This is a genomic window from Saccharothrix luteola (assembly GCF_020859565.1).
GTDB classification, from domain to species: domain Bacteria; phylum Actinomycetota; class Actinomycetes; order Mycobacteriales; family Pseudonocardiaceae; genus Actinosynnema; species Actinosynnema luteola.
This window is the reverse complement of sequence record NZ_JAJHUO010000007.1, coordinates 197,843-211,444: the sequence shown is the minus strand read 5'-3', so window position 1 is coordinate 211,444 and position 13,602 is coordinate 197,843. Positions and strand designations below refer to the sequence as shown.

The 13,602-nt window shown below is 67.1% G+C and carries 15 protein-coding genes; 3 read left to right on the top strand and 12 right to left on the bottom strand.

Translation table 11 applies throughout. The features are described from left to right. Positions 1 to 26: 26 nt before the first annotated feature. A complete protein-coding gene (locus LNK82_RS12230; protein ID WP_230567069.1) occupies positions 27 to 605 on the bottom strand; it encodes an AAA family ATPase in 579 nt (192 codons plus the stop codon). A 1,070-nt stretch (positions 606 to 1,675) separates the two neighbouring features. On the opposite strand from LNK82_RS12230, the gene LNK82_RS12225 reads away from it, so the two are divergent. From LNK82_RS12225 to LNK82_RS12215, 3 genes are read left to right on the top strand one after another with little or no spacing between them, the layout of a single operon-like run. After that, complete coding sequence (locus LNK82_RS12225) at positions 1,676 to 2,707, top strand: hypothetical protein (protein ID WP_230567068.1); 1,032 nt, start codon at positions 1,676 to 1,678, stop codon at positions 2,705 to 2,707. Beyond that, the gene (locus tag LNK82_RS12220) at positions 2,704 to 3,306 is read left to right on the top strand and encodes an ABC-three component system middle component 2 (RefSeq protein ID WP_230567067.1); all 603 of its coding nucleotides are present in this window, start codon (positions 2,704 to 2,706) and stop codon (positions 3,304 to 3,306) included. Before LNK82_RS12225 ends, LNK82_RS12220 begins: the two co-directional genes overlap by 4 nt. Continuing rightward, entirely contained in the window at positions 3,299 to 5,338 is a 2,040-nt protein-coding gene (locus tag LNK82_RS12215) for a hypothetical protein (protein ID WP_230567066.1), read from the top strand. The genes LNK82_RS12220 and LNK82_RS12215 overlap by 8 nt, the downstream gene beginning before the upstream one ends. A gap of 695 nt (positions 5,339 to 6,033) precedes the next feature. Here the strand turns inward: LNK82_RS12215 and LNK82_RS12210 are convergent. From LNK82_RS12210 to LNK82_RS12160, 11 genes are all read right to left on the bottom strand, one after another. Next, positions 6,034 to 6,837, bottom strand: coding sequence for a tetratricopeptide repeat protein (locus LNK82_RS12210; RefSeq protein WP_230567065.1), 804 nt, complete (start codon positions 6,835 to 6,837; stop codon positions 6,034 to 6,036). Continuing rightward, complete coding sequence (locus LNK82_RS12205; RefSeq protein WP_230567064.1) at positions 6,834 to 7,082, bottom strand: transcriptional regulator; 249 nt, start codon at positions 7,080 to 7,082, stop codon at positions 6,834 to 6,836. The genes LNK82_RS12210 and LNK82_RS12205 overlap by 4 nt, the downstream gene beginning before the upstream one ends. 79 nt (positions 7,083 to 7,161) lie before the next feature. Next, entirely contained in the window at positions 7,162 to 8,016 is an 855-nt protein-coding gene (locus tag LNK82_RS12200) for a helix-turn-helix domain-containing protein (protein WP_230567063.1), read from the bottom strand. 39 nt (positions 8,017 to 8,055) lie between these two features. Beyond that, positions 8,056 to 8,970, bottom strand: a complete 915-nt coding sequence (locus LNK82_RS12195) for a tetratricopeptide repeat protein (protein WP_230567062.1) — start codon at positions 8,968 to 8,970, stop codon at positions 8,056 to 8,058. Next, on the bottom strand, positions 8,967 to 9,545 hold the full coding sequence (locus LNK82_RS12190; RefSeq protein ID WP_230567061.1) for a helix-turn-helix domain-containing protein: 579 nt from the start codon (positions 9,543 to 9,545) through the stop codon (positions 8,967 to 8,969). Before LNK82_RS12190 ends, LNK82_RS12195 begins: the two co-directional genes overlap by 4 nt. Before the next feature lie 198 nt (positions 9,546 to 9,743). After that, the gene (locus LNK82_RS12185; protein WP_230567060.1) at positions 9,744 to 10,151 is read right to left on the bottom strand and encodes a hypothetical protein; all 408 of its coding nucleotides are present in this window, start codon (positions 10,149 to 10,151) and stop codon (positions 9,744 to 9,746) included. After that, positions 10,148 to 10,435 carry an HC3 family zinc finger protein gene (locus tag LNK82_RS12180; RefSeq protein ID WP_230567059.1) on the bottom strand — a complete coding sequence of 96 codons (288 nt, stop codon included), beginning with the start codon at positions 10,433 to 10,435 and terminating at the stop codon, positions 10,148 to 10,150. The genes LNK82_RS12185 and LNK82_RS12180 overlap by 4 nt, the downstream gene beginning before the upstream one ends. 57 nt (positions 10,436 to 10,492) lie before the next feature. After that, entirely contained in the window at positions 10,493 to 10,942 is a 450-nt protein-coding gene (locus LNK82_RS12175) for a hypothetical protein (RefSeq protein WP_230567058.1), read from the bottom strand. Positions 10,943 to 11,160: 218 nt separating this feature from the next. Continuing rightward, positions 11,161 to 11,778 carry an AAA family ATPase gene (locus LNK82_RS12170; RefSeq protein ID WP_230567057.1) on the bottom strand — a complete coding sequence of 206 codons (618 nt, stop codon included), beginning with the start codon at positions 11,776 to 11,778 and terminating at the stop codon, positions 11,161 to 11,163. Then, positions 11,775 to 12,401, bottom strand: a complete 627-nt coding sequence (locus tag LNK82_RS12165) for a 3'-5' exonuclease (RefSeq protein ID WP_230567056.1) — start codon at positions 12,399 to 12,401, stop codon at positions 11,775 to 11,777. Before LNK82_RS12165 ends, LNK82_RS12170 begins: the two co-directional genes overlap by 4 nt. Continuing rightward, positions 12,398 to 13,576, bottom strand: a complete 1,179-nt coding sequence (locus tag LNK82_RS12160) for a radical SAM protein (RefSeq protein WP_230567055.1) — start codon at positions 13,574 to 13,576, stop codon at positions 12,398 to 12,400. Before LNK82_RS12160 ends, LNK82_RS12165 begins: the two co-directional genes overlap by 4 nt. Between the last annotated feature and the right edge of the window lie 26 nt (positions 13,577 to 13,602).

Genomic DNA, 13,602 nt, shown 5'->3' with positions numbered 1-13,602 from the left:
ATCCGCGCTGGAAGCTGAGCGCTCGACTACCCGTGCGGTTCGCCCGCAGGTAGAGAAAGCCGCACAGCCAACTTGTCGTCTCGCGTGAACGGCCTCAGCCCAGCGCCCAACTGCGCCGACTCGCCCGTCAGGTCGTCCGTGACAACTTCCGGATGCCCGAAGAAGGTCCCCCCGACAAAGTCGTCTTCAACGAGATCGAACCGACCCACGAAGACAACCGGCAGACACCACTCGACGCCCTCGTCATCAGCAAGATCGAGTGCGTCCGCAGTGGCGTCGATGAAGTCGGTGAGCTCGGCCGACCAGCGGCGGAGGCGACCGTTGAAGCGCCGACGAGCTTCGGGCGACAGTTCAGTGAGGATGACCTCGATGCGAACCTCGGGAAGGACACCATCCACTTCCTGATACTGCGCAGCGTAGAAGTCGTACTCGTCGATCACCGGTCGACGGAAGAGTCGCTCTGGTCCGAGCACTAGGTCGAGCGCCTCGCAGATCGTGGACTTTCCGACGCTGTTTCGGCCGACGAGCAGCGCGTGACCGTCCAACAGGACCGTGCCGTTCTGGACACCGCGGAAGTTGTGCAGGGTGACACGCCTGACCTTCACGCAACCTGTCCCGTCCGTGTAGCGGCCACCAGCGCGGGGTGGGTGCTCTCAGCCTCGATCTCCATCCGAGGCAGATTACGTCCCGTTCGACGTCCAGTGAGACACGCGCGCCGCTGGCTCCCCCAGATGGTCTAGCCGCGCTGTGCTCGCCCAGTTCGGAGCGCGCCAGCAGCACCGAGTCCTGGGCGTGAGTTGTCGCAGGTTCGCGTCCCTTCAAGAGAACATGGGCAACATCAACGAGTGGGCGGTTGGCGATCGAAGGCAGCTACACGCGCGAGGGTCGCTCGCAGTCACCGACGGGGGGTAGACCTGGGACGCAGCAGCGGAGGTGTTGGTCGCGAGGGACAACGCGACGTACGCCTTCCAGGAGTTGAACATCACCCTGCTCCCCGGAGGACAGCTGGTGATGCTCATCCGAACACAGGACAAGGTGCGGAGGAAGACCGTGCTGTCGTTCCTGACCCGATCGCAGGACGGTGTGCTTAGGCGGACGAACCCGGTTCAGACTGAGATCAACGCCTCCTCCCGTCACCAGTTGTTGATCTCGACCGGTTCACTGCTGCTGACCTACGGCACCCCGGTCGCGCGCCGCCCCGACGTACGGAGCCCGCATCACCGACCATGCAGGCTCGTGGAACGGGTTCCCAAAGACGCGACCTGCAGCTCCGGACACGACGAGGCGAACCCGTCCGGCGCCGAGATCGCGCCGGGGCCGGTACCCGACGATGGGGTACAACGTCGCCACTCGGCAGCTGTTGGTCTTCGAGACGGTGGGCACCACTTACCGGCAGTCGTCGCCGCTGCCCGGTCTGCGGGCGGACCCGGGACGAGGCCAGCGCGGACAGGAGCAAGCACCAGCGCCACGACCAGCAGGGCCCGCAGGATCCCGACCGGGCTGCCAATGAGGCCCCACGGCCGGTGGACCCGTGAGGTGCCTGCTTGTGCCAAGCCCTGCAGCTCCGTTCGGGTGATGTGCGAAACGAAACGGTGAGGGAAGTCGATGAGGGTGACGATACGAGGTGATGGCAGACGGCCGTCGCTTCCCAGCGATCGGGCGCAGGTGAAGGGGCGTGGCTGATGCACCGTGGATGGTCGCCATGACCATGCTGCCTGTGCCCCCGGTGCTGTTCGGTCGTCTGCAATACGAGGCCGGCACGGAGTCGGGGGCACGTGAGGTGTTCCAGACGCTGATCACCGACTTGGTCGCGCTGCAGCATCCAGCGGCGAACGAGGTTGCCGGCCCAGGCGGCGGCGACTGGGGGATCGACACCTATGTCGGTCGCCTCGACGATTCCGTTGTGGTGTGGCAGTCGAAGTTCTTCCTGAACTGGAAAGGTGACGATCAGCGCGATCAGGTCCGCCGATCGTTCAACCAGCTCATGGGGAAGGCGCAAGCTAACGGGCTCACAGTCGATGCATGGACTCTGTGTGTGCCGTGTGTGCTGTCGCCAGACGAACAGAAGTGGTTCGACGGCTGGTCTGCTGGTCGACGTCGCAAGACTGGTGTGCAGATAGTTCTGTGGAACGGCGTGCGGATCCGACGCATGCTGATGAAGCCTGACGCGGAAGACCTCTACCGCGCGTACTTCCTCCGTGAGGGCACGTATGCCCCGTATGAGGAGGTCAAAACCCTGGATGACGTCAGCAGTCTCGGAAAAGCCCTGTTTGTCCGCCAGCTTGAGGAGGCTGGCCATGTCGAGACCGACGCCGCACGCGGGTTGTTCTTCGCGGCAGAAGCGCTTGCGCGGGATCTTGCCGCTGCGGGGAACCGGGCTGGAGTGAATGCTCTTAACGAACTGCATCTGGAAGTGCAGTCGTTGTGGGAGGCGCAGTTCAACGCCCGAGCCCCGAAAGTCGATACCGACGGCAGGATGGCTGGGCTTGTGGATGATGTCCTGCGCGAAGCTGGCCAGTGCAGTGATCCGGACGGGCTTCGGCTCCGCCCCGCCCACCGCAAAGGCGTCGCACACCGTTTGGTCGAGAACGCACGAGCCGGATGGGTGCTCCACTGGCGCGACGTGGCCGCAGGGCACCAAGGGCCGCCTGCGGGCGAGAGCATCGCTGCCCACTTGGTGGCTGAGCAGCCTGAAGAGGTGTCGTGACGACCGGCGACGGTGTTGAACTCTCGGCTGCGGTGCCTGACGGTCCGGAAGACCGACAGGTGTTTCGGTTGGCCCAGCTGACCTTGCTGCTGGAGGTAGCCGGTGAGGAGCAGGCACCGATCCGTTCAGTGGATCGCCTCGGGTTCTACGACTTCTTCTCGGCTAATCCGTTCGTGGTTCTGTCCGGCGATGATCGCCGCGACGTTGCAGACCGCTTGACGCTGCGCTTGGCTGGCTTCAGCGACCGCCAGCTATCGTACGCCTCGACGGGACAACGCTTCGCGAGCCGTCGTCGACGGCTCCAGCACGACCTGTCGCTCCTGGTCGCGTATGGGTTGGTGACCATCGAGTCCGGTAGTTACGAACTCACGATGATCGGTGGAGCGTTGGCGGAACGGTTGACGTCCGTCTATGCGGACGCGTATCGCGAGGCCGCACGAGTCGTGCTGAAGCGATTGAAGCGACTCTCGGACAACAACTTGAAGAAGAATGCTGAGGAGTGGCTCGGCAAGTCTTGGCTACTGATCGACGTGCTAGACGACGTGGCCGAGACGACGCCGGGCATCGCCGGCCGGAGGGAGAGTGCGTCTCGTGGCTGACGATGCCCTGAGGCGAGGGATTCGCCTAGTCGAGCTCAAGCTCAGCGGGTTGGCCGCGACACGCCGCTCGTACGGGGTTTCATTTCGCGATCACGAGGACGTCGCGTGGCGACCGCTGTCTGTCATCGCGGGTCCGAGTCAGACGGGGAAGACGAGCGTGGTCGACTTCGCTCGCTACTGCCTCGGCAGCGACCAGCACCCGCAACATCCCGAAGTCCTTGCCTCGGTGCGCGCCGCTTTGCTTGAGACTGAGCTTGGCGGTATCCCCACGACCATCGAACGATCCGCCACGGGACCCGCGTCGAAGTTCGCCTCGGTGTGGGAGACCACCCTTCACGACCTGGACAGCGCGAGGCAGCTACGGCTGCCCATCGAGCCGACCTCTGACCCCACGGGTCTCTCGCAACATCTGCTTGCCGCCTGTGGCCTGGACAACATCGAGCTGCCCTTAGCCCCGAAGCAAACTGAATCCGATACGCACATGCTCAGCATCCGCGACCTCTTTCGCGTAATGTGGTTGCCGAACGAAAGGCTTGACAACAAGAACTTGCTCTTCGAGCACAGCAACTACATCGTCGGGCAGAAGCTGCGGCAGACCATCGACGTGATGTTCGACGTGCACGACGCCGAAGGTAGCGATCTTGCGGCACGATTGAAGACTGCCAACGACGCCGCGCGCGAGGCCGGTCGCACCGCCAAGGCATTGCGGGCACTAGTGCAGGAAGAGCATCCTCTCGGTCCACTCGTCTTGGAGGCAGATCACGCGCACGCACAACGCGAAGTCGCCCAGCTTGCGACTGAGTTCTCGCGCCTCGACAGCGACCGGACGTCGCAGGAATCCGGTATCACACAGTTGCGCCAAGCACTCACCGCGGCTCAGGATGCGGCACGCGCCGCTGCGGTTCGCGTGCGCAACCGTGAGAGCTTGGTCGACCGGTTGGCAGCGCTACGCGGCCAGTACGCCGACGACAAGAAAAAGCTGACGTTCTTGAAAGAAGCCGAGCAGCTCTTTGACCCTTTGCAAGTCACCGTGTGTCCTGCCTGTTTGTCGACCTTGGAGAATCAGCCAGCCGTTGTCGACGGAAACTGCACACTTTGCGGTCACCACACGGAACCGAGCGATGTCGGAGCGGCCGCGTCCACGACTGACGAAGGTGTCGCGGGCAACGGCTCGGCACCTGCGCGATCCGGGGCGTCTGCTGTGATGCACGCGGAACTCAAGGCCACGAACCGACGCCTCGACGAGCTGAACGACTACTGGACTCGCCTCGTTGGCGATCTGACTGTCTTGCGCGCGGCGCAGAATGAGGCGGATCGAGCCGTTGAGGAGGCAGCTGCTGCACTGAATCACGTCGTGGAGGTTCCCGCCCCTTACCTCGCTGCGCGAGACGATCTGGCCCGCCGACACGCCGACGCACAGCTGAGATTGCAGCAGGTCACCGCCGGTCTGCGACTGTGGGACCGAGTACGCCAAGCGGAAGAACAAGCGGATCGACTCCTCGGGCACGCATCCCGGCTCCGTGCAGAGCGCCGCGATGCAGCAGCACGACCAGACCGCGCTGCCGTCATACGCCGACTGTCACAAAGGTTCGGCGAAGTGCTCTCCGACATCGGCTACCCCAAGCTGCGCGACCCGATGCTGGACGACAAGCTCGTGCCCCATGTGCGCGGGCTTCCGTACACGGCAGCCAGTAGCGGTGGTCTCGTCCTGATCAGCATCGCGTGGTACCTCTCGGTATGGGAGATTGCATACGAGGAGAGGGCCCGTGCACCTGGTCTGCTCATCATCGACAGCCCACAGAAGAGCCTCGGACACGGTGCACATCACGACGACCCGGACTTCGCCGATACCCGTCTCGTCGAGAACTTCTACAGCCATGCCAGGCAGTGGCTAGGCGGCCCTGGTGACGGTGCTCAGCTGATCGTGATCGACAACAGCCCGCCTGAGTCAGTTCACAATGATGTCGTCGTGCGGTATACCCGCAACCCCGCGGTCGCGCCGTACGGGCTCATCGAGGATGCCATTGACTGATGCCAAGACGTTGGCCACCTCGTGGGTCGACACCTTCTATGTCTTGATTTGTGCCAGCTTGAAGATCCACAGGGTTCGTGCGGTTGGAGTGTCAGCGGACTTCGGTGTCGGCGACGTTGCAGGGTGTCGGATGTGACGCATGGTTCGTGGTGTCTCGGCTCGGCGGCGCCCGAGCCTGTGAGGTGCCAGAAGTTGGCCGCACGGTCTGACCTGCGGTTAGGCTGCTGTGGGTTCGTACTCGTTGATCAGGCCGCCGTGGATGGGCCGACGTCGTGTCGACGCGGGGCCCGGCTCGGCGATCGGATGGTCAGGTTGTGGTGGTGCGAGTCGTAGGGCTTGATGGGGTCGGCGGTGGTTGTAGTGGGCCGTGTAGTGGTCGAGCACTGTTCTCTGTCCGCAGGTCGCCTGCGTTGTGCTCGGGAGAACCCTGCACCGCGTCCTCGCCTGTGTCGAGTTCCTGCTGTTCCTGTCGCGTGGAGGCGTGAGTCAATACGGGCCTTCGCACGCGTGTGCGATTGATCGGGGTTGGGTATCGGGCGTCCAACGGTGAAAGCGAGCGTTGATCACGACAGCTGTCCGGACCGGGGCATCTTCGTGAAGTCGGCGGCTTCGCCTGGTGTGACAGGCACGCGCGCTGGTGGAGGAGGCCGGCGGACCGCAGGCGGGTGCCGGCCCGTTTCACGTGACCGTCGAGGTCATGGAAACCGCTGAAGCGGGCTTCTGGCGAGGTCGTCCGGTCTCGCGGCGAGGGCCCGAAATTGTTGCGCGGTGAGGTCGTCGATACCGATGGTCAGAGCGAGGGCCTGGTTGAACGCGCGGTGCGCCGGAGCGTGTTTGCCGGAGAGCCACAGTGCCTGTCCCAGTGCGGCCAGGCCGTGGGCTCGTTCGGTGGTGGTGAAGACGTGTCGGTACTTCGTGTCGGCGCGGGTGAGGTACTTGACGGCCGAGTCGTGTCGACCTGCGTCGATCATCAGTCCGCCGAGGTGGTGCAGTGTGCGGGCGGTGCCGGTGTCGTGGTGGTGCAGTAGGTAGGTTTCCAGGGTTTCGTCGGCGCAGTCGATGACTTTGTGCAGGCGGTGTTGGGCGCGGTAGGTCTGGGCGAGGTCGTGCAGGGCGGTGGCGGTGGCGTCGGGGTTGTCGTCGTGGAGGCGGTGGATGGCGAGTTCACGCATGCCTTGGATTGCGGCGAGGTGGAGGAGGCCGTGGGTGCGCAGTGTCTGTGCGGCGTGGCGGAAGGCTGTGGCGAGCAGCAGGGACGTGGGCAGGGTGGTGGCCAGTTCGGTTCCGAGGTCGCACAGCCTGCGGAGCCACGCCTGGTCGGCGTCGGCGGGGACGGCGCGCCATGTCCGGGTCAGCAGCTCCACCGCTGACTCGGGTCGCGTCATGGTTGCGTGCAGGGTTGTCAGGACGTGGTCGGGGTCGAACCGTCGGCGGGCGTCGGTATCCGGTTCGGTTGATTCCTGGCGTGGTTGCGCGGCGATGGGTGTGGGGTCGGTCATGCGGATTCGGACCTGTCCGGGTTGGTGATCACGTCGAACAGGTCTTCGAAGACCATCGGTGGGAGTACGACGAGGGCTCCGGCGATGAACGCGGGGCCGGGTCGGAGGTCGCCCGACATGACGCGTGTCACGGTGGAGCGGTTCAGGCCCATCGCCTTGGCGAGCTTGTAGTCGGAGCGGAAGCCGGCCAGTCGTACGGCTTTGGAGAAGGCGTCGGTCCGCAGTGCGACGTTGTAGGTGCTCATCGGGTTTCTCCCGCCGGTGGGGTCCGGCGCTGTGGTGGCGTTGCCGCGCGTGTGGCGGTCGGCAATGGTGCGGGAGTCGTCAGCGGGTGTCGCGGTCGTAGGCGTCGTCCCGGCGTGCGAAGACGTCGCGGGAGTCGGCGGTCGACAGGGCCAGGGAGTCGAGGTGGCGCATCTTGGTCTCGTAGTGGGCGACGGTGTCGGGGTCGTCGTGGAATGCGATCGCGGTGTCGGTCTCGACGTAGGCGAGGGGGCGGGTCGGCGGGGTGAAGGTGAGGATCGTGGCGGGTCGTGCGAGGGCCGGGTGGAACGGTGCGGCCATCGGGATCAGACGCAGCGATGTGCGTGCCCGGTCGCACATCAGGGTGAGGTGCCGCAGTTGGTCCCGCATGACCGTCGGGGTTCCGACCGTCGAGCGCACCGCGGCTTCGTGCACGTAGAGGATCGTGTCGGGGCGTGTGTCGCCGTGCAGGACTTCCTGCCTGGCGGCCCGGTTCCGGGCGAGGGTGCGGTCGCCGGTGAGGGCGTGGGTGTAGTCCTCGGTTTGGGCGAGGTCGGGGATGGTGAGGGGTTGGTAGGTGGTGATGGTGAGGGCGGCGTGTTCGTTTTGGCGCAGGGCGGTGAGCGTGTCGGGGTGGTTGTCGTGTGGTCGGAGGAAGCTGCCGGTGTCGGGTTCGGTGGCGATGGCGAGGATGCGGTCGCGGGTGGGTTTGTCGGCGCCCAGTCGGCCGGTCAGGACGCCGATCTCCCACGGGCTGGTGCCTCGGCTGCCGGTCTCGAGTTTGCTGAGCTTGCCCAGCGACCATCCGAGCGCTGCGGCGGTGTCCGCAGACGATTTCCGTGCGCGGTGGCGGATCCGTCGCAGTTCCTCGCCGAGTTCGCGGCTGCGGGCGGTGGTCATCCTCGGCGTGGTGGTGGTCTGTTCGTCGGTCTCCATCGGCTTCTCCTGTGAGCTGGGCTGGGCGGTGCGGACGGGTTACCGCGGAGGTGAGGGCCAGGCGGGTAGGCCGAACTCCGTCAGCGTGAACGCGGTGGGGCGTGGGAGGAGTTGTGGTCGTGCGTCGTGGGCATGGGGCATGCTGTCCATCAGTCGCCGTATGTCGGCTGCCGCGTATGGATCCGACCGCAGCAGTGCCCGGTTGGCGCGGACGAAGTTGCGGTGCGCCTCGTCGTATTTCTCGAGGATCCAGTACGTCTGCCCGAGCAGGACCTGGCACACCGCCCGCTGTCTGACCGCGACGGTCGCGCCGCACAGCGGCAGGTACGCGGCGTCGGCCTGGCGCAGGTAGTCCCGGGCGGAGGCGGTCCTGCCGGCGTCGAGCATGGCCGCGCCCAGTTCACGAAGGGTCCATGTCCCGCCGAGTTTCTGGTTCAGACCGTGGCGGACGTGCACTTCCAGGAGTTCGTCCAGGCAGTCGATCACCTCGTGCATCAGCCCTTGGGTCCGGTACACGCGGGCCAGTGCGTGAAGCGCGCCGGTGTAGCCGTCCAACGTCGTGGTGCTCGGCGCCGACTCCTGGCGTTCCCTGTTCCGCCACACGGCCAACTCGTGTATCGCCATGGCTGTGGCCATGCGGAAGTCGCCGTCGTGGGCGTAGCGCAGGTAGCCCTGCCGCAGCATCGCCGCGACGTCGACGGACGACGATCCCGCCGCCAGTTCGGCACTGAGGCCGTACAGTTCGCCGGACCGGCCGAGGGCACTGTCGGGTGCGGTTCGCCACAGGCCGGACAACAGACGGGCGTCGTCGTTGTCGGTCCGGTCACCTGCGGGACGTGCGCGCACTGACGGCACGGTGTCGCCCAGGATGCGGTCGGCTGCCGTCGTCGGGTCGCGGTCGAGGGTCGACGGGTCCTGGTTGTGACGCTCGTACGGGGTGTCGGCGGTGGTCATCGTCGTCGCGTGGTGTTGGCGAGCTGGTCGAGTTGTTCGAAGAGGGTGTATACGGCCAGCAGGTGTTGTGGTTCTTCGGTGAAGTGGGCTGCGTGCGGGTAGGCGTAGTGGACGACTGCGGGGCCGTCGGTCAGGGTGAAACGGGTTGGTGGGTGGTGTTGGAGGCCGGGGAAGTAGCCCGCGTTGTGTGGGATTGTGCGGAAGGTGATGTCGGTGCGGTCGATCGTGGTGCTTTCGAGCACGTAGGCGGTGCAGCGGTCGGTGCCGAGTGGTGTGAGGGCGGGGTTGATGCCCATGGGCGCGAAGATGTCGATCCGTTCGGAGACGCGGCACAGGATTGTGATCATGCTGGTGGCGAAGGTGCCCCATCGGCACCACAGCGTCGGTTCGGGTGCCGTTGCGTCGGTGGTGCCTTCTTCCAGTCGTCGTACGGTGTCGGGGGATTGGCCGCTGCGTGCGGCGAGTTCGGTGATGGACAGGCCGGCGGCTTCGCGGGCCCGGCGCAGTTCGGCGCCGAGGACGCGGCCGCCCAGCGTGGTTGTGGCGGGCTGTGGGTGGCCGTCGTTCCGGGTCATATCCATGTTCTCCGTGCGTTGGGGTGCAGCAGGCGTCGGTGCGGGTGCGGATGGTTCGGGAGAAGCGCGGGTGGGGCGGCAGGGGTGCGGAACCTGCCGCCCCGGCGACCGGCGTCGGTTCGGCGCTCTGCGCACAGCGTCACGTGGGGGCGGCGTGATCGGGTGTGGGCGAGCGGCGTGCGGACCGGGCCGGGTGGTTCAGGTGGTGGGGACGGCGTCGGGTGGTCCGCTCCGGTGAGCACGGCATCTCGGGAAACGGGGCGTCGTGGTGGTCCGGTTTCGTGTCGTCGCGAGTCGGTGGCGTGGCCGGTGGGTGTGTGCGTCGTCGCGGGCGAGTTGGAACTCCAGCAGCGCCCGGCACGGCAGCGGTGTCCGGCACCACCACCGTCCGGCCCGGCAGTGCCGGCAGTGGCCGTTCGCGTCCGGAACGTGCTGCGCGAGCAGGGTGTGCAGCCCGGCGATGAGGCCGGGCAGTTCGCCACGCGCCACCACGGCGGCCGTGTGGTCGTCGCCGTCCAGCACGACATCGACCACCGCGTCGAGGTCGGACCGGAGTCGATCGCGCAGCGCGGCGAACACGACATTGTTGTTGCCCGCCACCCTCACGACCGCCCTCCGACCTCGGCGCGCCGCGCCTTGGCGACGGCCCGGCGGTTGTCACCGGTCTCGCGTGGCCGTGGGAACACGGGGATGCCCTCGTGTTCCCGCCAGGCCGTGTCGCAGCCGTGGCAGGTCGGCCAGCAGCCGTCGGGGCTCCTCGGCGGCGGGTCGTGCGGCACGGTCACATCGACACCGCACAACGTGCTGCCGTCGTCGTCGGCGGCCAGCGTGTCGGGGATCGCGTGCCGCCGCCCGTCGTAGGGCAGCCATCGGAACGCGCGGATGCCCATCACCACCGCCCTCGAGACGTGACCCGGTATGGGCCGATGTCGAGTCGTGCCGACGGGTCAGGCGGCGAATCGACGGGGCCTGGTGCGGAGTTGTTCATCGCTCACCTCCTGGACGTCGGGAGTCGTGGGTGCGGCGAGCCGCGCGCGGATGGCCGACACCGTGGGTCGGGCGGCGGGGCGGACTCGTATGCGATTCGGTGGCGCGGCGGGCGTCGGTGGTGCGGCGACGGTGCGTTCGGGCTGCGTGTCGCTACCCGCGAGTCGGTCGTATGCGAGTAGCGCCTGTCGGAGGGCGGCTCGCAGTCTTCCGACCTGGAGAGGTGTCAGGACCAGTTGATCGGTGTGGATGCCGTCGATCGAGATGCCGGTCGTGGCCACGTGGATTGCCAGTCGTGCTCGTCGGCCGTTCCGGTCTTTGCAGCGGACGGTCCAGGAGGCCGGATCGTGCTGCCAGCCCATGCGGATGAGCAGGCTCAGCACGGCCCGCCCTTGCCGGTGGCGGCTCATGACTGGCTCCTTCCGGGTGATCGCAGGTGGTGCTTACAACGACGCTGCCGACGATTCAGACCGTGCCCGGCTGGACCGTGAACGACGCAGGCGGAACCGGGTGCCGCCGATGGACCGGGCCTGGTGGCGCCTCGCGGATTGCCCTGTCCGGTGATCGGTTCGGCTGCCGTCGCCGAACCGCCTTGTCGACGGGGTGTCCATTGTGGATTCCCAGATGATCATGATGTGTTGCTCTCTGCTTCGGAGAGCTTGCTCATGATGAAGGCGAGAGCGTCGTCGAGTGCGTGGTCGTGGCCGTGGGAGGGCAGCAGTCGGTGTGGCAGGGCGAGGTCGTGCAGGACCGCGGCGACGTGGTGGTCGGCCAGGTGTCTGAAGGTCTGGTCGGGGTCGCGGGGTTTGTTGTCGCCCAGGGGGATGTCGGGGTCGAGGGTGGTGCGGTAGAGCAGGTCGTAGGTGGTGCTGTGGTCGCGGACGAGGGTTTCCAGGCGGGCCTGTACGCGGGGGTCGGGGTGTTCGCCGCGGTGGGCGAGGGCGGCGCGGTAGTAGCCGAGTGCGTCGGGGACGGCGCGGTCGACCAGGACGACGTCGGCGTGCAGCCAGGCTTCGAGTTCGTTGCTGATGCCTCTGGTGATGATCCACAGGGTGGAGGCCCAGGTGTGGTTGCGCAGGATCGGCAGCCCGATGCGTTGGGCCTCTTCTCCCAGGTCGGCGACCGTGGCGACCTGGACCTGGTCGCGGCGCAGTTCGTGGGTGAGTCGGGCGAGGAAGGCGCTCTTGCCGGTCGAGTGGGCGCCCAGCACCGCGACCACGACGGGTTTCTCCACCTCGCCGGTCACCACAGCCCGTCCTGTGCGTGGCCGGGCCGGAAGTCGGGGTGGGCGGCGATGCGGACCAGGTCGTCCCAGTCGAGCGTGGACTGGTCGAGGAGGGTGCGGAAGAGCTGCCAGGCGCACCAGGTGTCGTAGCCGGCGCGGTGCGGGCGTTGCCCTTCGGTGCCGGTGGTGTCCAGGTCGGCGTGGGCGACGAGCTTGTCGAGGCTGTAGCCGGGCAGGTCGGGCCAGACGTGTTTGGTGAGTGCGAGGGTGTCGAGCACCAGGGGCGGCTGCCAGCCGGGCAGGTGCGCGCTGAGCACCCGGTATTCGGTGCCCGCGTTGTGCGCGACCAGGGTCCGGCCGGTCAACACCGGTTGGATTTCGTGGGAGACGCCGTGCCAGCGTGGTTTGCGTGCGACGTCGTCGTTGCCGATGCCGTGGATCCGGCGGGCGAACGGCGTGATGGGGGAGGAGGGGCGCACCAGCCAGCTGCGCAGGTCGTGTCCGGTGACCGGTCCGTCGACGGGCAGCACGGCGATCTCCACGATCTGCGGCGGCTGGCCGCCGTTGCCCTCCACGTCGACCACCACGAGCGGGTGGCCTATCAGCACGGCCGGCAACGGCGCGGCGGGTGGCGGGGTGGTCATGGTGCCTCCACGGTGGTGGGCCAGCCGATGTCGGCGCGGCCGTGACGGTGCGGGTGGTGCGGTTTGGTCACGTCGTGGACCTGGAAGCCGAAGCTGTGCTGCATGAGGTAGCGGGCCTGCTCGTCCAGGCCGGCCACGACCACGGCCCGGTCGGTGATCGCGACCAGCCTGCCGCCCAGCTCCCGCGCCAGCGCGGCGGCGGTGTTCGGGTCCGGCGGGGCCCATTCGGTCGCGCACCGGCCGAGCTGCGCGGCCGGGCAGATGTCGCACAGCTCGCGGATGCCGTAGTGGCCGTTGTAGTCCGCCACCCCGTGCGCGTAGGCGACCGCGCAGGAGGTCTTGCGGAACAACACCGCCCCCTCGGGGTGGTGTGCGGCGGCGGTCAGGATGCGCCGTTCCAACCGTTCCGGGAACACCTTGCGCCGCGCCCCCGCCTCGTAGGGTTCGGGCAGGCCTTGGGCGCGGTAGTAGTCGCGGATCGCGTCGCGGTAGAACAGGCCGGTGAACACCGTCGCGTGCGCGGACCGGCCCAGGTCCAGGGCGTGGTCGAGGTGGGCGTCGGTGTCGTTGAGACCGGGCACGATCGGCCGCCAGTACAACACCACCCGATACCGGTCGGCGTGCTCGAACGCGGTACGCAACGACGTCGCGGCGATGGCCGAGTCCACCGGCTCGATCCGGGGATCGTCGATACCCGAATGGGTGACCAACAAGGTCACTTTCAGGTTCCGCAACGCGTTGAGCGCGGCGCAGTCCTCCGGCTCCACCCGCCACCGGGTGATCACCAGCACGTGATTGGTCAGGCCTTGGTCGTCCAGCAGCCGCAACAACCGGAAAAGGTGCGGCTTCACCGCGGGCAGCATCGGGTCCGTCGCCCGGTTGAGCAGCTGGATCGGCGTCACGTGCGGCTGGAAGAACCGGTGCCCGGTCAGCAACGCGGCCGCCTCCTCCTCGCCCATCAACGCCACCGGCACCTTCATCCCGTAGTTGTCGAACAGGTGCCGCACGCAGTACCCGCAGTTCAACGGGCACCCGATGACCCAGTTCAGGCTCAACCCCGACTTGCGGTACTCGACCACCTCCAGCAACTCGGGCCGCACCCGCACCCGCTCCACCGTGCCGAGCAGCCGAAGACCCGACCTGCGGATCCGCTCACCTCGAACCAGCGGTCCCATGACTGCACCTGCCTCCCGTGATCACC

Coding starts and splice junctions, on each gene's coding strand:
- LNK82_RS12180 (WP_230567059.1), bottom strand. CDS start 10,435: ATGGGCATCCGCGCGTTCCGATGGCTGCCCTACGACGGGCGGCGGCAC.
- LNK82_RS12190 (WP_230567061.1), bottom strand. CDS start 9,545: ATGACCCGGAACGACGGCCACCCACAGCCCGCCACAACCACGCTGGGC.
- LNK82_RS12200 (WP_230567063.1), bottom strand. CDS start 8,016: ATGGAGACCGACGAACAGACCACCACCACGCCGAGGATGACCACCGCC.
- LNK82_RS12195 (WP_230567062.1), bottom strand. CDS start 8,970: ATGACCACCGCCGACACCCCGTACGAGCGTCACAACCAGGACCCGTCG.
- LNK82_RS12175 (WP_230567058.1), bottom strand. CDS start 10,942: ATGAGCCGCCACCGGCAAGGGCGGGCCGTGCTGAGCCTGCTCATCCGC.
- LNK82_RS12210 (WP_230567065.1), bottom strand. CDS start 6,837: ATGACCGACCCCACACCCATCGCCGCGCAACCACGCCAGGAATCAACC.
- LNK82_RS12165 (WP_230567056.1), bottom strand. CDS start 12,401: ATGACCACCCCGCCACCCGCCGCGCCGTTGCCGGCCGTGCTGATAGGC.
- LNK82_RS12160 (WP_230567055.1), bottom strand. CDS start 13,576: ATGGGACCGCTGGTTCGAGGTGAGCGGATCCGCAGGTCGGGTCTTCGG.
- LNK82_RS12205 (WP_230567064.1), bottom strand. CDS start 7,082: ATGAGCACCTACAACGTCGCACTGCGGACCGACGCCTTCTCCAAAGCC.